This is a genomic window from Candidatus Nitrospira bockiana, assembly GCF_965152565.1.
In genome coordinates this window covers 301,409-324,245 of record NZ_OZ224215.1, presented here as the reverse complement: position 1 = coordinate 324,245, position 22,837 = coordinate 301,409, and the positions used below count along the sequence as shown (strand labels likewise).

Genomic DNA, 22,837 nt, shown 5'->3' with positions numbered 1-22,837 from the left:
CCCGCTTGTTAGAATGCCTCGATGCCCGATGAGACCGGCCGCTCGACGTCGTGCGCTCCCCCTGGTCCCTCGGATCAGTCCTCCCGTCCCTCCCCACGCTATGCCGACGTGGTCCTCCCCCGTCATCTCTATCGCGTCTTCACCTATCGCATACCCGAGCCGCTTCGCCCGCACATCGCGATAGGGTCCGTCGTGGTCGTGCCCTTTGGGCGGACGACCCTGCGTGGCACCGTGGTGGCGACCGAGGACACCCCGCCTCTCCCAGAGGGACCTCGGCACGCGATCCGCTTCCGTGACATCGCGGCCGTGGATCCGGCAGGCGGCGACGACCGGCTTTCGGGCTCGCTCCTGGCCTTGACCCGTGCCGTCGCGGAGTACTATCTCGCCCCTTGGGGCCAGTGCATCCGTTTGGTCCTTCCCCCCGTCGCCGAACGACCGGTCCAGCGGTATCGCCTGACCGAGGCCGGCCGCGCGCTGATCCAGAAGCCTGATCAGCCTGGTCGGATGGGTGCGCTGCCCGAGGCGGCCAGAATCCTGCTGACCCGCCTTGGACGCCGTGCCGGCGGGCTGACGACGGCCACGTTACGCCGGGCAGGAGGGTCCATGACCGTCCGGCATCTGCATCGGCTGGAACGCCATGGGTTGATCGAATCGACCTGCGACGCTCCGAGCCGGCGGACGCGCGCCGCCTCCAAGCCCACGTCAGTCACCGCCGCGGCACTTCCCGCGGAAGCGCCTCCCGCGATCACCGAGACCCGGTTGGACAACATCGAGCGCGCGCTGGAAACGGGACGGTTCGCCCGCTTTCTCTTATGGGCACCCCGCTCCTTGCGTCGGGCCTCCATCCAACGACTCGCCGAATCCCTCATCAAGCGCGATCGCGCGGTGCTGATCATCGCCCCGGAGATCGCCCGAGCCGAGACGTTCGCCGTTTCGGCAAAAGCCCAATGGGGCGACCGGGTCGAATGGCTCCATAGCGGGCTCTCGACCCACGAACGCCGGACGAGCTGGGAGCGTATCCGCTCCGGAGCGGCCAATCTCGTCATCGGCACCCGCTCGGCCGTATTTGCCCCGCTCCCGGCACCGGCCCTGATCGTGCTCGACGACGAAGAGGATGCCTCGCTCAAGGAAGAGAGCGAGCCCCGCTACCATGCCCGGACGGTTGCGAGCATGCGGGCCCAAGCCGAGGGCGCCGTCCTCCTGCTTGGCTCCGGCCACCCGACCGTCGAAACCTGGCATGCCGTCCACGAGCAGCCCCAGGCACTGGTGTCGGCGGCCGCCTCCGCTCCGCACATCGAGACCGTGGACCTCCGCCGCCGTCCGTACGGCACCCTCCTGTCCGACGAGATGGTCGAAGGCATCCGCCGCGCGCGCGCGTCCGGTTCCACGGCGGTCTTGTACTTGAACCGGAAAGGGTTCGCGCCGGCGCTCGTGTGTCGCGACTGCGGCAATACCCCGCAATGCCCGCAATGCCGGGTGGCCCTGACCTTTTACAAACAGGCCGGGCGCCTCGTGTGCCACTCGTGCCATCTCCGGCAGCCGCTGCCGGACACGTGCCCGACCTGTTCGGCCCCTCGGTTGGAGCCTTCAGGGATCGGCACGGAAGCGATCGAAGAGCGGGTTCGCCGCCTGTTCCCGGACGCCGTGATCGCACGGCTGGATCGTGATGTGTCGCCGCGTCGGGGACGGCCGGGGCTGATCGTGCCGTCCCGGCCGGTCGACATCGTGATCGGGACCCAGCTGCTGTTCCAAGCCTCATTGCCGAACACGAGCTTCGTCGGCGTGGTGTACGCGGACGCCGGACTGCACATGCCCGACTTTCGTGCGAGCGAGCAGACGTACCATGCGCTCGCCGAAGCCGTCGGGCTGGTCTCGGCCGGCGACGGGGCGGGGCACGTCGTCATGCAAACCCGCCTGCCGGCGCATCACGTCATCGCGGCCGTTTCACAGAACAAGCCGGCCATCTTTTACGACCAAGAGCTGGCGTTCCGGCGTGCGCTCGCGTATCCGCCGTTTGGACATCTGTTCAGCGTAAGGGTCTCCGGTGCGTCGTCCGGTCGGGCACAAGAGGCGGCCGAGTGGTGTGCGCGTCGGCTCTCGACATCGACGGAAGGGACGGGCCTCACGGTGTGGGGACCGACGCCGCCCCCGCACCCGCAACTGCGCGGGAAGTCTCGCTGGCAGCTTCTCGTGAAGACGCCCGACGCGGACGCCGGCCGGCAGGCGCTGGGACGGATCCTGCGGGAATGGGAAGGACGAACGGGACGAAGCGGCCTCAAGCTCGAGGTCGACGTGGATCCGCTCTCGATCGTCTAAGAGGGGACGCCCCGTCGAGATGTCTCGCCCTCGCCGCCCTTCAGCTTCTTGAAGATCCCATAGGAAAAGGTCAGCCAGAAGATCGACGAGAAGAGGCCGAACAGGACCGCCGTGAGGATGAGTCCCATCTCCTGTTCGGTCGGCTCGGCCGTCGCCATGCGGATCTCGATCATCGTCGCGATCGGCCAGGCCAGGCTTTCGAGGCCGAGGATGGCGGTCGTCCACGCCCACACGGCGCCGACCGACGAGCACAGCCGGAGGAGCAAGGCGGCAACCGCCAGTCCGACCAAGACCGTGACGCCGAGCGGCAGCTCACCCCAGAGCATCCAGAATCCGAGCGTGACCACCAGGCTGCCCAAGACCGCGTTGAGCCGCAACCACCACATGGCGGCAGTGTGCAGGCAGCCTGCGCTGAAGTCAACGGCTCCGATTGCCTTGTCGCCCGGCATTCAGTATCGTAGTCTCATGCCGCCGCGTCGCCTGCTCGTGCTGACCGACCTCGACGGGACCCTGCTCGATGCCGCGACCTATTCGTGGGAAGGCGCGGCGGACGCGCTGACCGCGTTGCAGCGGCAGGGCGGCCTCGTGGTTCCGGTGTCGAGCAAGACCCGGGCCGAGATCGAAGCGATTCGGGTCGGCCTGAAGCATCACGGCCCATTCATCGTCGAGAACGGCGGCGCCGTGTTGGTCCCGCGTGGAACCTTGGCCACACCCATTCCCGGCGCGATCGACCAAGACGGCTATCACGTGCTCGTATTGGGGCGGCCCTACCCCGTCGTTCGACAGACGCTCAAGGAGCTGGGGTCGGCATTGGGCGTCTCGCTCATCGGCTTCGGGGATCTCTCCGTGGCCGAGATCGGCCGGCTCACGGGGCTCCCCTTCGATGAGGCCGCCCGCGCGAAGCAACGGGAATACGACGAGCCCTTTTTCTCCTCCGACCCCCACCTTTCGCTGGACCGGTTGAAAGAGGCGGCGGGCGCACGCGGGTTCCAGTGCATCGCCGGCGGGCGGTTCCATCACCTGCTCGCCGGCACGGACAAGGGCGTGGCCGCACGGCGGCTGATCGACGCGTATCGCCGCGAGGCGCGTGCCGGAGGCCCGCCGATCGTCACCGTCGGCGTCGGGGACAGCCTGAACGATCTTCCGCTGCTCTCCGTGGTGGACTATCCGATCCTCGTCCAACGACCGGACGGCTCATACGATCCCGCCGTTCACGTTCCACGGCTCCACCGAGCGGGCGGCATCGGTCCTGCCGGCTGGAATAGCGCCCTCTTGTCGCTCCTCGCGACGGCATGACCGGCGCTCCCCATCACGCGGCGCGCCCGCCCAGGACCAGAGCGGGCGGCGGGGACGCTCCCAGACCCTGATCATGGAACTTCGAGAGCTCCTCATCAGCTTGATCGTCATCTACCTCGCCGCCCGGATCATGGGAGAATTGGCGGCTCGGATCGGCCAGTCGTCGGTCCTCGGCGAGCTCCTCGCAGGCGTCCTCGTCGGCCCCAGCGTGCTGGGGCTCGTCCACGGCACCGAAACGCTCAAGCTATTCGGGGAGATCGGGGTGGTGCTCCTGCTGTTCGAGGTCGGCCTGGAATCCGACCTTCAGTCCTTCCTTCGGGTCGGACGCTCGGCCGCGTTCGTGGCGGTCATCGGCGTTCTGATGCCGTTCGCGCTCGGGTACCTGGCCGCCGTGCTCCTCGGGCTGAGCGAGCTGCAGGCGATTTTCGTGGGCGCCACCCTCACCGCGACGAGCGTGGCGATCTCGGCCCGGGTGCTGTCCGACCTCGGGAGGCTCCGGAGCGCCGAGGGGAACATCATCCTCGGCGCCGCCGTCATCGACGATGTGCTCGGGCTCGTCATCCTCTCGGTCGTGGCCGGACTCGCACGGTCCGGCACCGTCTCCTGGTTGGACATCGTCTGGACGACCGGCCTGGCCCTAGGGTTCCTGGTCACGGCGATCATGCTGGGCGTGCGTTATGCCGGGTGGTTCAGCAAGCTCGTGAACCGGATGAACACCCGGGGCGCCCTCGTGATGGTCGCCTTGACGTTCGTGTTGCTCCTGAGCGCGACCGCGGAATGGCTGGGGCTCGCGCCGATCGTCGGCGCGTTCGCGGCGGGCCTCGTCCTCGCCCGTTCGGAGCATCAGACGCACCTCGAAGAGCGTTTCAAACCCGTTGCCGACGTCTTCGTCCCGATCTTCTTCGTCCTGGTCGGCGTCGCCGCCGACCTCCATCACTTGAACCCGTTCAATCCGCAGAACCACGTGATCCTCCTGCTCGCGGCGGCGCTCACGGGGGCCGCCGTGCTCGGCAAGCTGCTCTCGGGCCTCGGCGTGTTCGGACAGAAGGCGGATCGCTGGGTCATCGGCGTGGGCATGCTGCCGCGCGGTGAGGTCGGCTTGATCTTCGCCGGCTTGGGGCTGTCGGCGAAGGTCATCGGCGAGGGCGAGTACGGCGCCATCCTCATCGTCGTGGTGCTCACGACGTTCCTGTCGCCCATCGTGCTGAAGTGGCTGTTCGCGCGCGGTCGTGGATGAGGCGAGCGGCTCGAGGATCCCGCGAGGACGGGGCGGGAGTCTTTGGGCTACGGCTTGGAGGCTTCGGTCGCGGGAAGCGGCATGACGACGTCGGACGCCAGCCGCCGCTCCAGCGCCAGCACGGCGGTCATGTAAAGGACGGACAGCGCGATCACCATCAAGGCGTACAGCGGAAACTCCTCGGTTCCGGGCACGCCGGAGGCGGCCGGGAGGAATGCCATCACGGCGGCGGCCACGCCGCGGGGCAACATGGCCAGGATCACACGGCGCTCGGTCGCACTCCATCGGCAGAGTGTCTGCGCGAACACCTGGACGGCGATCCAGCGCACCGCCAGCACGACGCCGAAGATCGCCGCGGCGGAGCCCGCGACCATCCACGTCAACGCCGACACGTCGAAAATGAGCCCCAGCAGCACGTAAAAGAACGTGCGGACGAGGAAGGCGAGCTCTTCGTTCAGCCGTTTCAGGAACGTGTCGAGCGCGAATTCGGCTTCGTTGAGCTGGTACCCGATGAGGCGGCGGATCGGGGCGGCGACGCGGCCGACCAGCATCTCCATGTTCCCGAGCACGATCCCGAACATGAGGATCGTGATGGCCCCGTTGGCGCCGACCAGCTCGGCGATGTCGTAGAGGACGAGAATGGCCGCGAAGGTGAGCATGTACGACAAGGTCTGACCCTGGAGCCAGGCGAGCAGCCGCGACCAGAGCACGCCCGCCAGCGCGGCCAGCAGGAGCGCGTCCAGGAAGGCGTGGAAGACCGTGCTGATCATCTTGCCGCCTCCTCCGGGCTGGGAGAGCATCCCCATGACGGCGAGCGAGATGACGACGACGAAGACATCCGTGAAGGCGGATTCCAGACTCAGGAGGACCTTGACGGGTTCCCCCACCGAGGGAAGGCGCGAGACGACGGGAATGACGATCGCGCCGGTCGTGCCGGCGAGGATGGCGCCCAGCAGAAGTCCGTGGAGCCACGGACCGCCCAGGACGGACGCATAGAAGGCGCCGACCCCGACGACCGTGGCGGCGAACACGGCGAGCGTGAAGAGAAGGGCCATCGGCGCTTCGTTGAGCACCTTCATCAACGAGAGGTTCAACCCGCCGTCGAACAGGATGATGAGGAGGGCCAGCGTCCCGAAGTACGGGGCAAGGTCGATGGCGTCTTGGGCGTGGATCAGTCCCGCGATGGGTCCCAGCAGGACGCCGAGCGCGATCAAGAACAGCACGCTGGGCATGCCGGTCTTCTTGAAGAGGAACTCTCCCCCCAGGCCGATCAGGATGATGACCCCGATCAACCCGAGCACCGCTTGAACGGTCAACTGTTCCATGGTCGCACGCAGCGCTCCTGGGTCTTTAGACTATAGGAAAATCCCGAAGAGGACAACCGCGCAAGGGACGGGGCGGGTCGGCGGAAGGGGCGGCCGGCCGGGTCGGAGCCGGTCTAACGGGTCGAAGCGAGGCTCGTCCTCACGGCCTTGACGATCTTCACTTTTTTCAACGAGGCGACAAAGCCGTCCGGGGTCTCGGGCTCGGCAAGACTGACCTCGACGTTGTACCAACCCGAGTTGAATTGACCGGTCCGGCCATGGATCTCTCGGATCAACGCTTCGATGCTCCGTTCGGGCGTGTCGTCCTCGAACGCCACCCAAAACGCGAACGGAGCAAGCGGGATCGACCGCGCATCGGCCGGGGTCGGGGGGGCCGTCGCGGCGCCGTTCGGTCCGGTAGGCTTCGGCTCCGGTCGGGCGGCGGCGGTCATTGCGACAAAGGAGGCGCCGCCTCGTTCCTGCGTCCGTGCCGAGGCGTCGGCCTCAATGTGGACCTCTTCGCCAAGCCGGGCGACTCGCTCCGACACCTGGCGAACGGTCTCGGACACGGTGGCCTGCGAGCGCTCGAGGCGCCGGACCAGCGCGTGGAGGCGGACCGAATCGGCCTGCTCCGCCTCGAGCGCCTTGGCAATCGATGCCTGCCCGCGTCCGAGCCCGTCGAGCAACCGCGCCTGTCGCTCGAGCGCCGCCTCGAGCGAGGACACCTGCCGGGCCGGCTCGGTGTCCGCCGCCGACCGCACGACGGAGCCCCAGTCCCATCGCACGAGGCTGGCGTCGACGGCGAGTACGACCAGCGCGGCCACGGCGGCTGCCGGCACGACGGACATCGCCGCCGCCCAGGTCCGATTCTTTCCAACGGCTCCGGAGGCGCGGCGGCTCTCACGCCGCTGCACCGCCGGTTCGGCCGGGCGGAACCCTTCGCTCGCCGAATAGGAGACGCGCAGCCGCCCTTGGCCGGGTTGGTTCTGCACGGTCACCTCGAGGACCGACTCCCCGACGACGAAGCGTCCGGCCTTGAAGGGGACCTCGCCGACCCAAAGGCTGCCGAGGAGCAGACCGGCATCGGTGCGGAGCTCCACCGTCTGGATCGAGTGCGCCAGGACGATGGATGCGACCGACCCGGCGGTGCCGTGGCAGTCCATCCTGCCCAGGGATTCGTGGTTGACGATGACCTGCAGGGATTCGACGGCGTCTGGGTGCAACCCATCCGGCCGTCGCAGGGCCGACAGCAGATGTTCCCGGTACGCGTTCAGCGCCTCATCTGGCATCATACTGTCCCCACTCAACCGGTCTGGCACGATTCCACCAGCCGGCCGCTCAAGAGCGGACGGATTCTCACATCGAGCCGCGGCCTGGCGTCGTGGATCGTCTCACGCCGCGCCTGGCACACGGTGACCAGACAGTCCAGGCACAGCGCCAGATGCCATACGCGATAGTCATACCCATAGCCTTCGTCGAAGAGATGCGCCCACTGCTGTCTGGACAGACACGGAAAATGCTCGGGCTCGCTCTTTCGATAGTGCGCCTGGACGAGCCGGCATAGGCGATCGGCGTCCGCGTTGAACTGTTCCGGCTCGCGGCGCTGCTGCCATTCGATCGCTTGAAGGTCGTGTTCCGTCAGGCCGAGCTCGTCCACCGCGCGCTGCCAGCCCCCACGCCGCCATCGATCGAAGTTCTTGTAGACCCGTTGCGACTCGGCGGCGCCGAGGCCCAAGACCCTCGCGACCTGGCTCTGGCCGAACCCGTACAGGTGGTAGAAGAGCGCCATCAGCGCATCCCGGCTGATCACCGCGCGAGCCGTCAGCCCTTCGATGAAGCGCCCGAGCGGGGAGAGCAGGTCTTTCCCGTAACAGAAGGCCTCCGGCCGGCTGAAATACCGGGCGATCAGGCTGTCCAGGAGGAACAACGGCCGGCAGGGCACCTCGGTGCGTCCATGGACCAGAAAGCGCTCGACCAGCTCGTATCCCCAGCGCAGCGCCAACTTCTCGTGGGACACGTCGTCGGCCCACTGGCCGGTTTCACGAAGGAAGCGCCTCATCTGGCCCGCCGCATGGTCGAGCAGGTGCGGCAGCACCGCCGTCATCAAGGCGTCATACTCCTCGACCGTCGACACGAGCTGAGTCAGCTTGCCGGCGGCCTCACGTCGATCGGACATAGTCCCCCCAACGGCCGCGGAGTATGCCACACACGACGGGCCATCCGCGAGAAGAGCCCTTAGATATTTCCCGCGGGGACCGTCCGGTTTTGTCCATTGTGGGGGCAAGGGGCCGTTTGGTATCTGTCTCGCCCGGCGCACGGTGGCGTGCGAGGTCCTCACTTATCCATTCATGGAGGTTGATCGATGAAACAGTGGGTCGCGTTGTTCGTGTTGGGTGCGGTTCTCGCCCTCGGCTCTCATCCGGTCGCCAGCTTCGCGAGCGACTCCGGAGCTCCATCGGAGGAGAAGGCCAAGGACAAGAAGTCGGGCGGGCATGTCGCCGACGAGGACAAGAAGGACGAGAAGAAGGACGGCGGGCACTGATCGACGCCGTCCCTGTCGGGGGGAGCCCACCTCCCCGCGAATCACGCCAGGGGCCGGCGGGCGCCCGACGCCCGTCGGCCTTTGCGTTGGGCGCTCCTCACGCTCCCCGCCGCCCCGCCCCGGTCATGCACGCGATCGAACCGCCCGCTCTTTGAACCAGCCGTACAAGGCCGGCAGCACGATGAGCGTCAGCAGCGTGGAGGTGATGAGGCCGCCGATCACCACCACCGCGAGCGGCCGCTGCACCTCCGAGCCGATGCCGTGGGCCAAGGCGAGGGGAATCAGCCCGAGCAAGGCCACCAGGGCCGTCATCAGCACGGGCCGCAGGCGCAGCAGGCACCCCTTCACGATCGCCTCCTCGTCGCCCATCCCGTCTTCCCGCAGCTTGTTGATGTAGGACACCAGCACGATCCCGTTCAGCACCGCGACGCCGAAGAGATTGATGAACCCCACCGAGGCGGGAACGCTCAGGTATTCCCCCGTGAGCCACAGCGCGACGATGCCGCCGATCAGCGCCAGCGGCAAATTCAAGATGATGAGCCCGGCATAGCGGACCGAATTGAACGACGAGAACAGGAGGAGGAAGATCAGCGCAATCGTGATCGGCACGATGACTTGCAGCCGCGCCATGGCCCGTTGCATGTTCTCGAAGGACCCGCCCCACACGATGTGGTAGCCGGGCGGCAACTGGATCTGCTTCTGGATCTTGTGCTGCGCCTCCCTGACGATGCTGTCGATGTCCCGCCCGTAGGTGTTGAATCCGATGTAGATCCGCCGCTGGAGCCCCTCGCGGCTGATGAGCGCCGGGCCTTCCTTCAGCTCGACTTTGGCGAGATCACCCAGCGGGATCAACGCGCCGCTGGCGCTGGTCAACAGAATATTGCTGATCGTCTCGACGCTGTTTCGATATTGCTCCGGATAGCGGAGGATCAGATCGAACCGCCGCTGGCCCTCGTAGACCCGCGTCGCGGCCTCCGCGCCGATGGCCGTCGTGATGATCTCCCGGATGTGCGCGACGTTGATCCCATACCGCGCGATCTTGCTGCGATCGACATCGATCGTCAGGTACGCTTGGCCGAACAGTTGCTCCACCCGCACGTCCTTGACTCCCCGCACGGAGGTCATGATCGCCTGAATCTTGTCGGCGGTCGTCCGTAGAACGTCCAGATCCTCGCCGAGCACCTTGACGGTCGCTTCCGAGCGGACCCCGGACAAGAGCTCGTCGACCCGCTGTTGGATCGGCTGGCTCAGCAGGAAGCTCGCCCCGGGCACCTTCTCCAACCGCTGGCGGATCGCATTATCGAGCTCGGGCTTGGTGTCGGCCGTCCGCCATTGGTCCATGGGATAGAGCGACACGACCGGATCGCTCGCGTTCGGCTCCTGAGGGTCGTTGCCGAGCTCTGAGCGGCCGATCTTCGACACCACCATGCGGACCTCCGGGAACTCGAGCACCGCCCGCTGCATCTCCTTTTCGATCTCGATGGATTTGTCGAGCGAGATGCTCGGCAACCGGATCGTCTGCGGCGTCAGCGCCGCCTCGTTGAGAATCGGAATGAATTCCCCGCCCAGGAAGGGAAAGAGGGCGAGGCTGCCCGCGAGCAGCAGCAGGGCGATGCCCAGCACGGCCGTACGATGGGCCAGGGCCCAGCGAAGGACCGGCAGGTACGCGCGCTTGGCCCAACGGAGGATGAACGTGTCTTCCTCGCGGCCTTGTTTGAGCAGCAGGGCGCAGAGGACCGGCGACAGCGTCAGCGACAGGACCAGCGAGATCAGCAGGGCGATCATGATCGTGTACGCGAGCGGATGGAACATCTTCCCTTCCATGCCGTGCAGGGAGAGGATCGGCAGGAACACGATGATGATGATCAAAATGCCGAACACGACGGGTTGCCCGACCTCCTTGACCGCCTGGATCACGAGCGCCTTTCGATCGATCGTCTCGCCGCCATGCTCGGAGAGATGACGGTAGACGTTTTCGACGACGACGACGGAGCCGTCCACCATCATGCCGATGGCGATCACCAGCCCGCCGAGCGACATGAGGTTGGCCGTGAGCCCGACGCCGTCCATGACGATGAACGTGGCCAGGGGGGTCACGACCAACGTCACCGTCACGATGAGCGCGCTCCGCACGTTGCCCAGGAACAAGAACAGGATCACGACGACGAGCACGATCCCTTCGAGCATCGCCTTGTACACGGTGTCGAGGGCCTGCGTGATCAGCTCGATGCGATCGTAGAACGGGACGATCTTCAGCCCTTCCGGCAGCAGGTGCTTCGCGTGGATCTCGCCGATCTTGTCCTTGACCGCCTGCACCACGTCGCGGGCGTTGCCGCCCCGCAGCATCAGGACGATCCCGGTCACGACCTCGCGGTCTCCGTTGAGGACCGCCGCCCCGTGGCGGACCGCATGCCCGATCCTGACCTCCGCCACGTCGCGGACGTAGACCGGCGTGCCGCCGACCTCTTTCACGACGATGTTCTCGATGTCGCCGATGGTCCGGATCAAGCCGACGCCGCGAACGATGTACTTTTCGGAGTGCTTCTCGAGGATGTTGCCGCCCGCGTTGGCATTGTTCCGCGCCACCGACTCGAAGACTTCGTGGAGCGAGAGGTTGTACTTGCGGAGCAAGCCGGGCTCGACCATGACTTGATACTGCTTGACGAAGCCCCCAATCGAGTTCACGTCGACGACGTCGGGCAGCCCTTTCAGCAGCGGCCGAATGACCCAGTCCTGGACGGTCCGGCGCTCCATCAGCTCCGCCTCGGTCGTCACATGGGCGGAATCGTTGTCCCGTGGGCCTTCCAGGTAGTACTGGTAGACCTCGCCCAACCCCGTGCTGTTGGGGACCAGTTGCGACACCGCCCCGGGCGGCAACTGCTCCTGCACCTCGAGCACGCGCTCCAAGACGACTTGTCGCGCCAGGTAGATGTCGACGTCATCCTTGAAAATGACGTCGATCAGGGACAGCCCGACCTTGGACATGGAGCGGATCTCGACGAGCCCCGGCGCTCCGGTCAACTGCAGCTCGAGCGGAAAGGTCACGAACCGCTCGATCTCGGCGGGGGAGAGGCCGGGGACCTTCGTCACGACTTGGACGAGAACGGTCGTGACGTCGGGAAACGCGTCGATCGGAATCGTCTGGAAGGCATAGACGCCGGCCGAGACCAGGACCAGCGCGAGGATGACGATCAGCACGCGCTGCCGCAGCGCGAGTTCGAGCAGAGCCGCGAGCACGGGTTAGAAGACCACCGCTCGGCCGGGGCGCAGGACCCGGCGCGGCCGGCGGGACGGGGAGCCCATCGATGAGGCGGCGGCAAATCCCGACACGCGGATGGCCATCGGCTAGATCTGGTCCCCGAGGAGCTCGGATTTCAGCACGAAGGCGGCCTTGGTGACGACGGTTTCGCCCTCGGCGAGCCCGTCGAGCACCTTGATCATGCGGCCGTTCGACTCACCGAGCGAGACGTTCCGCGCTTCGTAGACGAACGGCTCGCGCTCGATAAAGACGAACCGCCGATCGCGATCGCGCTGGACCGCGGCCTCCGGGATCATCAGGACCCCGTTTTCCGGCTCGGAATAGATCCGGATCGTCGCGAACATCTCGGGCTTCAACCGGCGGTGCGGATTCGGCAGCTCGAGCCGCAGGCGCATGGTCCGCGTCGCGCGGTCCAAGACGTCGCCCACGTAGGTGATCTTTCCATGGAACACCTCGTTGGGATAGGCCGACACCCGGACCTCGACCGACTGACGCTCCGGCTGCTCGTTGTAGATGAACGGGATGTCCTTTTCCGGGATATTGGCGGTCACCCAGACCTCGGACAGATCGGCGACGACAAAGAGCTTCTCCGTCGTCTCGACGACCTCCCCTTTGGTGAGGTTCCGCGCGATCACCCGACCGTCGAAGGGGGCGACAATGGGGACGTGCGACCGGATCGTCTGCTCACGGTCCAGGCGCTGCAATTCCTCCTCCGACATGCCCAACAGCCGCAGGCGGTCGCTGGCCTCGCGCTTCTCCGCGCGCAGGCTGATCATCTCGCCCTCGCGCCGCTGCGCCTCCGCGAGACCGATGACTTTCTCCTGCAAGAGCGACTTCGCACGCTCATACGACCGCTCGGCCACGTAGAGTTTGGCGTTGGCTTTGAGATAGGCGGACTGGGCCATGCCGAGCTCGCTGCTGTACAACATCGCGAGGAGCTGCCCGCCTTTGACCTCCTGCCCCAGATCGGCGTAGACGTCGACGACGCGTCCGCGCACGAGCGTGGTGATCTCCGCGAGCGCGTGCTGGTCGGGCTCGACGGTGCCGGGGAAATCGCGATAGCTCCGGAACTCGCCCCGGATGACGGGTTCGACGACCACCCCGGCCGCCTTGGCCTCTTCGGCGGTCAGCCGGACCAGACCGGTGGAGAGCTCCTTCTCGGTCGTCTTGGCTTGCGACGAGGCTTCGGGGGGAGCGTCACAGCCGGAGAACAGCAGCAGGCCGAGGGTCAAGCCGAGGCCGACGTCCGCAAGCCGAGACAGACGCATGCTCATCGATGAGTTCCTGCCCATCATGTCACTGCAAGCCCAATGATACCGGCGTCCCCGTTTTCCGTGTCGATCCTGCACGACCGTTCAGGTCCGCCCCCAGTATACACATCCGTAGCCCGCGCTTGCAGAAAAAGCCGGGCCCTCTTGGAGCAAGCCCGCTCCCCGTCGACGCCCACGGCTTCCGTCCGCCCGCGAGCGAGCCGTTAGAACACGCCGGCCAAGGGGCCGCCCACCGCCCGTTCGAGCCGCGCGAGCGAGATCGAGAGATCAGAGCGCGCCTGGACGTAGTCGAAGAGAATCGAACGGAGGACCCGCTGCGCATCGAGCACCTCGAGCAGGCTGGCGGCACCTTGTTTGAAGCTGAACTGGGCGATCCTGAGCGCCTCCTGCGCCTGCTTGAGAAGCCCCTTTTCGAACACGTCGATCAGCTCCGCCGTCGTCTTCGCATCTTGATAGTGCTGATTGATCGCCCGGAGCAGCTCGTTCCGCGCCCGCACGAGCTCGGCCTCCTCCCGCCGCTTGGCGCCGAGCGCGCCGGCGATTTCCCCCTGCCGTTGATACCAAATCGGCGTCGGGACGGTGACGCCGGCCAGGACCGCCTCGCGGCCGATTTCGCGGACATAGGAGCCGTTCACGGTGACGTTCGGCACCCGGTTCTGGCGCTCGAACTGGATGTTGAACCCCGCCTGCTCGATGGACCGGACCAGCCGGGTGATCGTCGGGTGGTGCTCGAGCGAGTGGGCCATCAACGAGTCGACGCTGAGCCCGGCCGGAAACCGCGTGAAGTCGCCCTGCACCGCGTAGCTCGTGCCCAGGGCGCCGGCGGTCAACGTATCGAGGATCACGCGATTGATCCGGACCGTGTTTTCGGCCCGCGTCACGGCCTGGTTCGCCTTGAGCACCTCCACTTCGGCCTTGATCGCTTCGAATTGCGGCGCCTCTCCGAGCCGCACGCGGGTGGCGACGATGCGCCGCACGTCTTCGACGATCTCGAGGTTCTGTTTCGCCAGCTCGAGATCGCGTTGCGCGAGCAGCAGCTCATAGAACGCGATCTTGACGTCGGTGGCAAGATTGAGCTTGGTCTCGGACAGCCCCATCGTGGCGCCCGCGACCCCGGCTTCGGCGGCGCGCTGCCGGGCCGCACGTTTGGCCGGCCATTCGAGCGGCTGCCCGATCGTTCCGTTGTATTCGAAGAGTTGCTCCCTCGCCGGCGCGCGCACGATCTCGGCAGCCACGCTGCCCCCGTCCCGCAGGATTCCGTTGCCGGTGAAGGCCGAGATCGTGGGGTTGGGATAGGCACCGGCCGCGATCCGCTGGCCCACGCTCTGGTCGATGGCCCCCAGCGCACCGGCGACCAACGGATTCCGTTCGAGCGCGAGATCCACGACCGTCTGGAGATCGAAGGAGTGGACCTCCGCATGCGCGTTCCATTTCCCGCCCGTGCTCCCCAGCAGCATGAACGCCGAGACGATGAGAATCAGAAGTCCCTTCATGGTTCCTCCCCAAGGTAAAAGATGGGGCAACGGCCATGGGCCACGCCGGCCGATCCGCTGTGATATCAAACCGTGCCCGCCGTCTCAATGAACAAAACCGCTTCACGGCCCGGCAAGATATCCAGTGAGGCGTCTGTCCGAGCCATCCTTCGACGGAGTCCTAAGCCCGCTCGGCCGGGGGCGCGACAGCCGACGCCGTCGCCGCCCCATCCACGACCGACCCTCCGCCCGCGACCGCCGCCGCGGCGTCGTTCAAGCAGTCGTCCACCCAGGCGTGGACATCGTGATCCCGCAAGTACTCGCGCATCACCCGCATCCGCCGTCGCCGCTCGTCCTCGGGCATTTCCAGCGCTTCTTTGATGCTGTCGGCGAGCCCTTCCGAGTCGTAGGGGTTGATGATGAGCGCCTCCCGAAGCTCTTCGGCCGCGCCGGCCATCTGGCTGATCAACAGCACCCCCCGCTCGTCGACCTGGGACGCGACGTACTCCTTGGCGACCAAGTTCATCCCGTCATTGACCGAGCTGACCAAGGCCAGATCGGCGAGACGGTAGTAGGCGGCCAGGACGTCCGCGTTGAAGCGGTCTTCCAAGTACACGATCGGCTGCCACCGCTGGACGGCCGGTCCCTCCGCCAGCCGGTAGCGGTCGTTGATCTCGAAGACCGTTTGCCAGATGTGCTTGCGATACCGGCGGTACGTCTCCATTTCCCGGCGTGTTGGGACCGCGAGTTGGATGAACGTGAAACGACCGCGATAGCCGGGATGCCGCTGGAAGAAATGGTCCAAGGCCCACAGCCGCTTCAGCAGCCCCTTCGTGTAATCGAGCCGGTCCACCCCGACTCCGACCTTCACCCCAGGCCGCAGGCCGATCTGCCGCCTGAGACTTGCCATCGTCTGCTCGATCTGCGGCCGCCGAGCGCGGGTTGAAAAGGCGTCGAAGTCGATACTGATTCCCCGCGCCGTGATCCGAGTCCGGTGGCCCTTGTACACGACCGTGCCGCTCCCAGCCTCCATGCCGGCGTCCAGGAACTGCCGCGCGCTTTCTTGGAACGCCCGGGCGTACCCCGGAGTCTGAAAGACGAGGCTGTCCGCCTGCAGGAGGGCGCCGACGACGGCCTGTCGCTCCGGGAGGATCCGAAAGACGTCCGGGCCGGGCCATGGCACATGCCAGAAGAACGCCACGACCGCGTTGGGGTTCCGCTCCTTGATGAAGGCGGGCAACAAGGCCAGATGAAAATCGTGCACCCAGACGAGTCCCGAGCCCGCCTGCAGCTCCTGGGCGACCGCGGCGCCGAACCGCCGGTTCAGCGCGACATAGGCGTCCCAATACCGCTTGCGATAGGCGACTCGATCCAACGTGACGTGGCACAGAGGCCACAGCACTTCGTTGGCATACCCTTGGTAGCCGCCTTGTGTTTCGTCTTCCGTGAGCCAGACGCGACGCAGGTAATAGGCCGGCGCCTCGGGCGGCACCGCCAGCCGGTCGTCCGCGCCGGTCGCCTCGCGATCCGCCTGGCCGCTGCCCCAGGCCACCCAGACCCCGCCGACCCGCTTCAAGACGGGATCAAGCGCCGAGGCCAAGCCCCCGTCGGTTCGTTCGCACACGCGATGGCCCTGGCGCAGCCGATGCTCGTACGGCTCGCGATTGGAGACGATGATCAGGCGCGAGCGGGCCTCGCTCCGTTCCACCTCGACCCCTCGTTCGACATGCTCGATCGCCTTCATGGCACCCGTCTCTGGTTCATGCCGCCACCGAGGAGGGCATGATCCGCATGCCCGTATCGGGATCGAAAATATGGACGGCATCCTTCTGGACCGCCACAGCCACCCTCTCTCCCGGCTTCGCCTCGAACCGCCGGTCCGCGAGTCCGACGATCGTCAGCGGTCGTGGATGGTCTCCCGCGGCCGGGACGCCGGCAAGCTCGCACGTCACCCAGGTCTGCCCGCCCGTCGGCTCGATCAAGCGCACGACCGCACGGATCTGCCCGCTTGGGTCCGGCATCGCCGCGGCGGTAATGCGGACGTCCTCGGGCCGAAGACCGATGCACACACGGCGGCCGCCATAGCGTCGGTTGATCTCTGCGGGAACCGGGACGCGAAGCGGCCCGGCGGCGGCATGGTCGCGCTGGATCGACGCCTCGAAGGTGTTCATCGAGGGATGGCCGATGAAGCCGGCGACGAACAGATTGCGCGGCGCCTCGTAGAGCTCATGCGGCCGACCGATCTGCTGGACGCGGCCGCGGTCGAGAACCGCGACGCGATCGGCCAGCGTCATGGCTTCCACTTGGTCATGGGTCACGTAGATCATCGTCACCCCGAGCTCGTCGTGCAGCCGCCGCAGCTCGGCTCGCATGTCAGTGCGCAACTGCGCATCGAGATTCGACAGGGGCTCGTCGAGCAAGAAGACGCGTGGGCGACGGATGAGCGCCCGCCCGAGCGCCACCCGCTGGCGCTGGCCGCCCGACAGTTCACGCGGCCGCCGGGCCAACAGCCCCTCGATGTTCAGGAACCCGGCCACCCGCCGGACCTCCTCGTCGATGGTGCGGCCTTCGAGCGGGGCGGTGCGCCGGCCGACGCGAAGCGGAAACGCAAGATTCTCCGCCACGGTCATGTGTGGATAGAGGGCATAGGCCTGGAAAACCATGGCCACATCGCGCTCGCGCGGCTCCCGGGTCGTCATGTCTTCGCCGTCGAACAAGATCCGCCCGGTCGTCGGCCGGTCCAACCCTGCGATCATCTGCAGCAGCGTCGATTTGCCGCATCCCGAGGGTCCGAGCAGCGTGAACAACTCACCCTTGCGGACCGTCAGCGTCAGATCGGGGATGATCTCCGCCGCCCCTATTCGCTTCACGATCTGTTCCAAATGAACTTCGGCCATGGCTATCCCGACTTCGCGACCCGGGCGGCGAACGCCGCCCGGCACGGCACGGCTATGCCGTCGTAGGGCCTCGATCGCGTCCGCTCCTCCTCGCCCGGGGTTCCACGCTATCCTTTGACGCTCCCGGCGGTCAGCCCCGCCACGATGTGCCGCTGAAAGATCACCGCCAACACGATGATCGGCGCCGTGACCACCAGGCTGGCCGCGGCGAGATCGCCCCACGGCACTTCGTGCAGCCCGGGGAAAAGCGCGATGGCCACCGGCGCGGTCCGGGACCGGTCCGTCGCCGTCAAGGTCAGCGCGTAGAGAAACTCGTTCCATGAAAAGATGAAGACGAGGAGGGCGGCCACCGCCACACCGGGGAGCGCCGGAGGCAGGATAACCGACCAGAGCGCCCTGAGCGGGCTGCAGCCGTCCACGCGCGCGGCCCAGTAGAGCTCCACGGGAACCTGGCGGAAGAAATTCGTCAGCACCCAGATCGCGAACGGAAGCGCGTAGGTCGTATGCACCAGCAGAACGGCCAGCAGGGTGTCGCGCACCCCGAACGCCCGCGCCAGCAGATAGAGCGGGCTGATCGTCGCGATCGGCGGGAACATCGACAGGGCCAAGATGAGGCCGAGGATGAGGGGCTTGCCGCCGATGGGTAATCGAGCCAGTCCGAATGCCGCCAGGCTCGCCAGGCCGATCGACAGCGCGGTCGTCCCCGTGGCCACGATGGCGCTGTTCATCAGGTCTCGGCCCAGCGAAGACGCCGTCAGCACCCGGACGTAGTGGGCCCCGGTCGGGGAATCGGGGAGCAGCGGCGGCAAACGGACCAACTCCGCCTCCGGCTTGACCGAGGTGACGACTTGCCAGGCGATCGGTCCCAGACAAAAGGTCACGACGGCGGCGATCCCGAGCCAGCGCAGCGCAAGCCCCATTACGTCACCCTCAGGCTCCGGCGCATGAGCAGGGCGCTGGTCCCGGTCATGAGCAGGACGAGCACAAACATCACGGTCGTGACGGCGGAGCCGTACCCGAACTGGAGCGTCTGGAAGAGCGTCTTGTACGCATAGATCGACAACGTCTCCGTGCTGTTGCCCGGCCCCCCGCCGGTCAGCACGAACACCGCATCGAAGACGCGGAAGGCGTCCATCGTCCGAAAGGCGACCACGATCAGCACGGCCGGCCAGAGCAGCGGCAGGGTCACGTGCCGGAAGACGGCCCAGCGACCCGCGCCGTCCACGAAGGCGGCCTGGTAGAGCTCGCGCGGAATGGTCTGCAGCCCGGCAAGGAGCACCAGCGCCGCAAACGGCGTCGTCTTCCAGACGTCCATGAGGATCGCCGCGTGCAACGCGGAGCCCGGAGAACCGAGCCAGGAGACCGGCCCCGACGCCAATCCGCTGGACCTCGCAAGGTAGCTCAAGAGTCCGTACTCGGAATGGTAGAGCCATTCCCAGATCCGGGCCGAAACGACGGTCGGGATGGCCCAGGGGATCAACATCACCACGCGGGGCCAGGCCGGGAATCGCCGCATCTCGCCGGGGCGCACGGGTCCCTGCACGAGCAGGGCGATGCCGAGCCCGAGCCCCACTTCGAGCGCCACGGACACGACGGTGAAGTAAGCGGTGGTGGCGAAGGCCGCCCAGAACCGGTCGTCGGAGAGCAAGGCCGTGTAGTTGCGGAGGCCGATGAACTGCTCGATGCCGAAGATCGGGAGGCGGCGGTGCAGGCTCAGCCAGAGTGCATGGAGGATGGGGATCGCGGCAAAGAGCGTGAGCAACGCCAGCGCGGGGACCATCATGGCGTAGCCCCAGCGCGCCTCGGACCAGATCCTGTTCGGCCGCGTGTCCGCCGGGCTATCGACCGGCGACCAGCGCGGTGTTCCCGATGTCGCTCTTGGTGACATAAGGCTCTTCTGTCGCCAGTGCTTGAGCCGTCCGGCGCTTCCCCGACGCGAACGCCGCGTGCGGCGATTTCCGGCCGACGATCACGGCGCTTAATTCGGGCTGCCAGATCTGCGACAGGATCAAGTAATAGGGGCTCGGCGGCCGGGGCCGCGCGCCGAGAAAAACCGGGTACAGCTCCGGCAGCCAAGGCTGCGCCTCGATCAGCTCCGGGTCCGCATAGAGGTCGCGCCGGGCGGGGTGATAGCCGGCCTCTGTCGCCATGCGCTGCTGCGCATGACGGGAGGCCAAAAAGTGGAGGAGCTCGACGGCGAGGCCCCGATGCTTGGCCCGGCTGGGCACCGCGAGCATCCAGCCGCCCAAGACCGAGGCCCCTTCACGGCCTTCGAACGCCGGAATCGGCGCCATCCCGACCTTGCCGCGCACCCGCGAGCGGTCCTGCTGGAGCAGCGACCACGCGTACGGCCAGTTGCGCATGAACACGGCCCGGCCATCGGCGAACAGGAGGCGAACGCTTTCTTCATCGGCGACCGAGACGAGCGGCGGGGAGACGCCCGCCTCGATGAGCTGCCGCATATAGGCCACCGCCTCTTCCGCCGCACGGCTGTCCTCGTCCAGTAAGCTTCCGCCGCGCCCCCAGATGAACTCGAGCGCGATACACATCAGCCCTTCATACTGCTTCCCCGACCACAGGAAGCCCTTCAGCGCGGGGTCGCCTTCTTCCCGGACGATGGTCGCGGCGACGTGGGCCAATTCCGGCCAGGTACGCGGCACCCGAGCCCCGTAGCGGGCGAGGAGATCGCGGCGGTAATAGAGCAACCCGACATCGACGTACCAGGGGATGGCATAGAGCTTGCCGTCGAACGTGGCCGCCTCCAGCGCGGACTGGAAGTAGACCTCGCGCTCCTCGAGCCCGACCACGTCGTCGACCTCGGTGATCCATCCGGCCCGTGCGAATTCCTGCGCCCAGATCACGTCGATCGCGAACAGGTCGAAGGGGATATCGTGGCTCTCCAGGGTGATGGCATAGTACTGGTGTTGCTGATCCGTCGAGGACGGCAGGACTTCTTCTTGGACCCGCACGCCCGGGTGCTGGCGCTCGAACTCATCCAGCATGCCACGCATGACGTGCGGCTCCCCCGCGAGTTTCCCATGGTTGAACACGAGCACGTTCGACTCGGTGGCGGACTCCCGCGCACAGCCCATCCCCGCGGCGGCCAACGCCAGACTCAACGCGAGTCCGATCTTCATCATGGGCCAGCCCCGTCTCCATACCCGATCGGCTACAGGTGCCGCAGATCGTCCGGTCCTTGGTTCCACTCTCGTCCGGACAGCCGGCGCTCGAGAAAGTTCTTGGCCGCGTCCTTCGCGCCCAAGCCGAAGGCGATCGCCGCCGCGAGGACCACGCCGCCGAAGGTGATCCCGAACCCGACGACGACGATGTTCTGGGCGATCCCCAACTGCTCGAGGGCCATCGCGACGGCGAGCAGTTGCACACCCCACCGCGAGAACGCGGCCACCGCCCTGGCGGGCGGAAAGCCGGCGTTCACGGCGGTGATGAGCACCGCCTGCCCGACGAAGTTCGACAGGAGGTAGCCGGCCACCAGGATGATCGCGGCCGTGAACAGGTGTGGAATGTACGCCAGGAATGATTGGGCGAAGCGGTTGATCGGCTCGACGTTCAACGCGGCGAGGGCCGCGATGACCGTGAACGCCAGGACGAACCAGTAGACGGCGCGCCCGAGCACGTGCGAGGGCTCGGCCTTCACCCCTCCGCGGAGCAAGGCGGCGGTCGCCCCCAACCGTTCGCTCAACCGGTCCAGCCCGACGATGCGCAATCCCCGCTCCACGATCACCCCGCTCACCCACGCGAGCGCCCAGCCGAGCGTCAGGATGATGATCATGGCGACCAGGTTCGGCAGCAAAGCCAGGAGCCGGGCGCCGAGATTCGCCAACGGATCGAGCAGCGCAGTCGTCCAGAAGTCGGTCATGGCTCACCAGAAGCGCGGAACGCGCCGGACACCCGTCCCTGCGGCCCGTCCATCCGGATCGGTCCTCTCCCATCACTCGTCATTCGTCGCTTCAGTCCGCCTCGGTCCACCGCCGCACCAGGTAACCCTTTTCCTGTTCGAACTTCAGACACAAGGCTTCAATCCGCTCTTCGGCCTCCACGGTGGTGAGCGCTTGCGTCTCGAGCACGAACGACGCGGTCCGGCCCAGATAGAGCGAGGTCATGGCGCGCAGCAAGTGCTCGGTCGGCAAGACCCGCCGGCGGTGGGCGACGGCCGCATCGTAGACGACCCGAGCCCACAGCTCATCCGGGATGCGAAACGCCTGGAGCGGACACTCCTGCAAGGGCAGAAGCCCCGCGAGGGTCTCTGGGGCCAGCATCTGGCGCCAAATCGCCTCCAGGTCGGCGAGGCCTTGACGGAAGTTGGCCACCATGCGATCCACATTGACATGGACGGGCTCCACGCCGACCCCGTACTGAAATCCGAAGAGCGTCACCTGATTCGAGCCTTCGAGATTCAGCCAGACGTTCTGGTGCTCTTCCATGAGGGCGAAGACGGCACCCACGACCTGCACCAACATCGCGGACAGGTCCGCCGCAGGGTCCTTGGGGTCGTGAATCTTCGCTCCGAGGAAGCTCTGGCAGACGCGGGCCCCGCTCGCGATCGCTTCGGTGGTCATCCAAATATCGATCCCGAACCGGGCGACGTCCGATTCCCACACGTGCTTGGCGGCATAATGTTCGGCCAAGGCGCCTGAAAAGCCGAAATCCCCCCCGATCGGCTGCCGAATCCGATGGCCGTAGAGGGCGCGGGTCATGGGATAGACGATGCTGTTGGTGATCGTGCCGTCGTACTTGTGCCGCAAATAATACGGCGCGACGTAGTCGTAGCCCTGCTCCAAGACCGGGCCGATCAGCAGTTCGATCCACTCGGGCGTAATGCTCCGAAGGTCCGAGTCCACGACGGCGCAGGCTTTCGCTTTCAAGCGGCGAGCGATCTCGAAGATCGTGCGGAACGCGCTGCCCTTCCCCGGAATGCCGTGGTATGGGGTGATGATCTTCTGAAGCAAGCCCTGCCGATCGCTGATCAGCATGGCCCCGTAGTCCACGACGGACCGGGCGACGACTTCGGGTGTTCCATCGGTGGATCCCCCGTCGGAATTCACCAAGACCGAGCGCCGGCCGGAGAAGTACTTGGCGAGGCCGGCCATGACGGCTCTGACGACGTGGCCGATGGTCCGTGCATTGTTGAAGCTGGGGATACCGATGAGGATTTCCGCTTCGCCGATCTCGCGAATCCGGTCCTCGGTTTCGGTGGTGAGTAGAGTGGACGCCGCCGTCATCGC

At 66.6% G+C, this 22,837-nt stretch carries 18 protein-coding genes; 4 read left to right on the top strand and 14 right to left on the bottom strand.

The window, feature by feature from the left end; translation table 11 throughout:
- The first annotated feature begins 21 nt into the window (after positions 1–21).
- The gene (gene priA / locus ACWHYV_RS01675) at positions 22–2,316 is read left to right on the top strand and encodes a replication restart helicase PriA (protein WP_447978932.1); all 2,295 of its coding nucleotides are present in this window, start codon (positions 22–24) and stop codon (positions 2,314–2,316) included.
- Here the strand turns inward: priA and ACWHYV_RS01670 are convergent.
- On the bottom strand, positions 2,313–2,765 hold the full coding sequence (locus ACWHYV_RS01670; protein ID WP_447978931.1) for a hypothetical protein: 453 nt from the start codon (positions 2,763–2,765) through the stop codon (positions 2,313–2,315). The two genes, priA and ACWHYV_RS01670, sit on opposite strands and share 4 nt — an antisense overlap.
- A 16-nt stretch (positions 2,766–2,781) precedes the next feature.
- Here ACWHYV_RS01670 and ACWHYV_RS01665 point away from each other — a divergent pair, with 16 nt between their 5' ends.
- Positions 2,782–3,612 (top strand): HAD-IIB family hydrolase, encoded by an 831-nt coding sequence (locus ACWHYV_RS01665; protein ID WP_447978930.1) that lies wholly within the window; start codon positions 2,782–2,784, stop codon positions 3,610–3,612.
- 73 nt (positions 3,613–3,685) lie between these two features.
- Positions 3,686–4,849 carry a cation:proton antiporter gene (locus tag ACWHYV_RS01660; RefSeq protein ID WP_447978929.1) on the top strand — a complete coding sequence of 388 codons (1,164 nt, stop codon included), beginning with the start codon at positions 3,686–3,688 and terminating at the stop codon, positions 4,847–4,849.
- A 47-nt stretch (positions 4,850–4,896) separates the two neighbouring features.
- Here ACWHYV_RS01660 and ACWHYV_RS01655 read toward each other — a convergent pair whose 3' ends face one another.
- The 3 genes from ACWHYV_RS01655 to ACWHYV_RS01645 all read right to left on the bottom strand — a co-directional run bounded on the left by ACWHYV_RS01655 (position 4,897) and on the right by ACWHYV_RS01645 (position 8,329).
- Positions 4,897–6,174 carry a cation:proton antiporter domain-containing protein gene (locus ACWHYV_RS01655; protein ID WP_447978928.1) on the bottom strand — a complete coding sequence of 426 codons (1,278 nt, stop codon included), beginning with the start codon at positions 6,172–6,174 and terminating at the stop codon, positions 4,897–4,899.
- Positions 6,175–6,287: 113 nt separating this feature from the next.
- Positions 6,288–7,445: a hypothetical protein gene (locus tag ACWHYV_RS01650; protein WP_447978927.1), complete on the bottom strand. Its 1,158-nt coding sequence runs from the start codon at positions 7,443–7,445 to the stop codon at positions 6,288–6,290.
- 11 nt (positions 7,446–7,456) lie between these two features.
- Positions 7,457–8,329, bottom strand: a complete 873-nt coding sequence (locus tag ACWHYV_RS01645) for a hypothetical protein (protein WP_447978926.1) — start codon at positions 8,327–8,329, stop codon at positions 7,457–7,459.
- 186 nt (positions 8,330–8,515) lie between these two features.
- Here ACWHYV_RS01645 and ACWHYV_RS01640 point away from each other — a divergent pair, with 186 nt between their 5' ends.
- Positions 8,516–8,695, top strand: coding sequence for a hypothetical protein (locus tag ACWHYV_RS01640; protein ID WP_447978925.1), 180 nt, complete (start codon positions 8,516–8,518; stop codon positions 8,693–8,695).
- 123 nt (positions 8,696–8,818) lie between these two features.
- Here ACWHYV_RS01640 and ACWHYV_RS01635 read toward each other — a convergent pair whose 3' ends face one another.
- The 10 genes from ACWHYV_RS01635 to ACWHYV_RS01590 form a co-directional block, all read right to left on the bottom strand.
- Positions 8,819–11,932 (bottom strand): efflux RND transporter permease subunit, encoded by a 3,114-nt coding sequence (locus tag ACWHYV_RS01635; RefSeq protein ID WP_447978924.1) that lies wholly within the window; start codon positions 11,930–11,932, stop codon positions 8,819–8,821.
- Between the two features lie 108 nt (positions 11,933–12,040).
- Complete coding sequence (locus tag ACWHYV_RS01630; protein ID WP_447978923.1) at positions 12,041–13,228, bottom strand: efflux RND transporter periplasmic adaptor subunit; 1,188 nt, start codon at positions 13,226–13,228, stop codon at positions 12,041–12,043.
- Between the two features lie 200 nt (positions 13,229–13,428).
- A complete protein-coding gene (locus tag ACWHYV_RS01625; protein ID WP_447978922.1) occupies positions 13,429–14,718 on the bottom strand; it encodes a TolC family protein in 1,290 nt (429 codons plus the stop codon).
- Positions 14,719–14,878: 160 nt separating this feature from the next.
- Positions 14,879–16,441: an alpha,alpha-trehalose-phosphate synthase (UDP-forming) gene (locus ACWHYV_RS01620; RefSeq protein WP_447978921.1), complete on the bottom strand. Its 1,563-nt coding sequence runs from the start codon at positions 16,439–16,441 to the stop codon at positions 14,879–14,881.
- A 16-nt stretch (positions 16,442–16,457) separates the two neighbouring features.
- Positions 16,458–17,594 carry an ABC transporter ATP-binding protein gene (locus ACWHYV_RS01615; protein ID WP_447978920.1) on the bottom strand — a complete coding sequence of 379 codons (1,137 nt, stop codon included), beginning with the start codon at positions 17,592–17,594 and terminating at the stop codon, positions 16,458–16,460.
- A gap of 107 nt (positions 17,595–17,701) precedes the next feature.
- The gene (locus ACWHYV_RS01610; protein ID WP_447978919.1) at positions 17,702–18,514 is read right to left on the bottom strand and encodes a carbohydrate ABC transporter permease; all 813 of its coding nucleotides are present in this window, start codon (positions 18,512–18,514) and stop codon (positions 17,702–17,704) included.
- Positions 18,514–19,482 carry a carbohydrate ABC transporter permease gene (locus ACWHYV_RS01605; protein ID WP_447978918.1) on the bottom strand — a complete coding sequence of 323 codons (969 nt, stop codon included), beginning with the start codon at positions 19,480–19,482 and terminating at the stop codon, positions 18,514–18,516. Before ACWHYV_RS01605 ends, ACWHYV_RS01610 begins: the two co-directional genes overlap by 1 nt.
- Positions 19,433–20,734, bottom strand: a complete 1,302-nt coding sequence (locus ACWHYV_RS01600; protein WP_447978917.1) for an ABC transporter substrate-binding protein — start codon at positions 20,732–20,734, stop codon at positions 19,433–19,435. The genes ACWHYV_RS01605 and ACWHYV_RS01600 overlap by 50 nt, the downstream gene beginning before the upstream one ends.
- Positions 20,735–20,763: 29 nt before the next feature.
- Entirely contained in the window at positions 20,764–21,471 is a 708-nt protein-coding gene (locus ACWHYV_RS01595; RefSeq protein WP_447978916.1) for a mechanosensitive ion channel family protein, read from the bottom strand.
- Between the two features lie 91 nt (positions 21,472–21,562).
- Positions 21,563–22,834 carry a glycosyltransferase gene (locus tag ACWHYV_RS01590; RefSeq protein WP_447978915.1) on the bottom strand — a complete coding sequence of 424 codons (1,272 nt, stop codon included), beginning with the start codon at positions 22,832–22,834 and terminating at the stop codon, positions 21,563–21,565.
- Between the last annotated feature and the right edge of the window lie 3 nt (positions 22,835–22,837).

Bases quoted from the DNA above. Each gene is read 5' to 3' on its own strand.
- priA (WP_447978932.1), top strand. From the start codon at position 22: ATGCCCGATGAGACCGGCCGCTCGACGTCGTGCGCTCCCCCTGGTCCC.
- ACWHYV_RS01670 (WP_447978931.1), bottom strand. From the start codon at position 2,765: ATGCCGGGCGACAAGGCAATCGGAGCCGTTGACTTCAGCGCAGGCTGC.
- ACWHYV_RS01665 (WP_447978930.1), top strand. From the start codon at position 2,782: ATGCCGCCGCGTCGCCTGCTCGTGCTGACCGACCTCGACGGGACCCTG.
- ACWHYV_RS01660 (WP_447978929.1), top strand. From the start codon at position 3,686: ATGGAACTTCGAGAGCTCCTCATCAGCTTGATCGTCATCTACCTCGCC.
- ACWHYV_RS01655 (WP_447978928.1), bottom strand. From the start codon at position 6,174: ATGGAACAGTTGACCGTTCAAGCGGTGCTCGGGTTGATCGGGGTCATC.
- ACWHYV_RS01650 (WP_447978927.1), bottom strand. From the start codon at position 7,445: ATGATGCCAGATGAGGCGCTGAACGCGTACCGGGAACATCTGCTGTCG.
- ACWHYV_RS01645 (WP_447978926.1), bottom strand. From the start codon at position 8,329: ATGTCCGATCGACGTGAGGCCGCCGGCAAGCTGACTCAGCTCGTGTCG.
- ACWHYV_RS01640 (WP_447978925.1), top strand. From the start codon at position 8,516: ATGAAACAGTGGGTCGCGTTGTTCGTGTTGGGTGCGGTTCTCGCCCTC.
- ACWHYV_RS01630 (WP_447978923.1), bottom strand. From the start codon at position 13,228: ATGAGCATGCGTCTGTCTCGGCTTGCGGACGTCGGCCTCGGCTTGACC.
- ACWHYV_RS01625 (WP_447978922.1), bottom strand. From the start codon at position 14,718: ATGAAGGGACTTCTGATTCTCATCGTCTCGGCGTTCATGCTGCTGGGG.
- ACWHYV_RS01620 (WP_447978921.1), bottom strand. From the start codon at position 16,441: ATGAAGGCGATCGAGCATGTCGAACGAGGGGTCGAGGTGGAACGGAGC.
- ACWHYV_RS01615 (WP_447978920.1), bottom strand. From the start codon at position 17,594: ATGGCCGAAGTTCATTTGGAACAGATCGTGAAGCGAATAGGGGCGGCG.
- ACWHYV_RS01610 (WP_447978919.1), bottom strand. From the start codon at position 18,514: ATGGGGCTTGCGCTGCGCTGGCTCGGGATCGCCGCCGTCGTGACCTTT.
- ACWHYV_RS01605 (WP_447978918.1), bottom strand. From the start codon at position 19,482: ATGTCACCAAGAGCGACATCGGGAACACCGCGCTGGTCGCCGGTCGAT.
- ACWHYV_RS01600 (WP_447978917.1), bottom strand. From the start codon at position 20,734: ATGATGAAGATCGGACTCGCGTTGAGTCTGGCGTTGGCCGCCGCGGGG.
- ACWHYV_RS01595 (WP_447978916.1), bottom strand. From the start codon at position 21,471: ATGACCGACTTCTGGACGACTGCGCTGCTCGATCCGTTGGCGAATCTC.
- ACWHYV_RS01590 (WP_447978915.1), bottom strand. From the start codon at position 22,834: ATGACGGCGGCGTCCACTCTACTCACCACCGAAACCGAGGACCGGATT.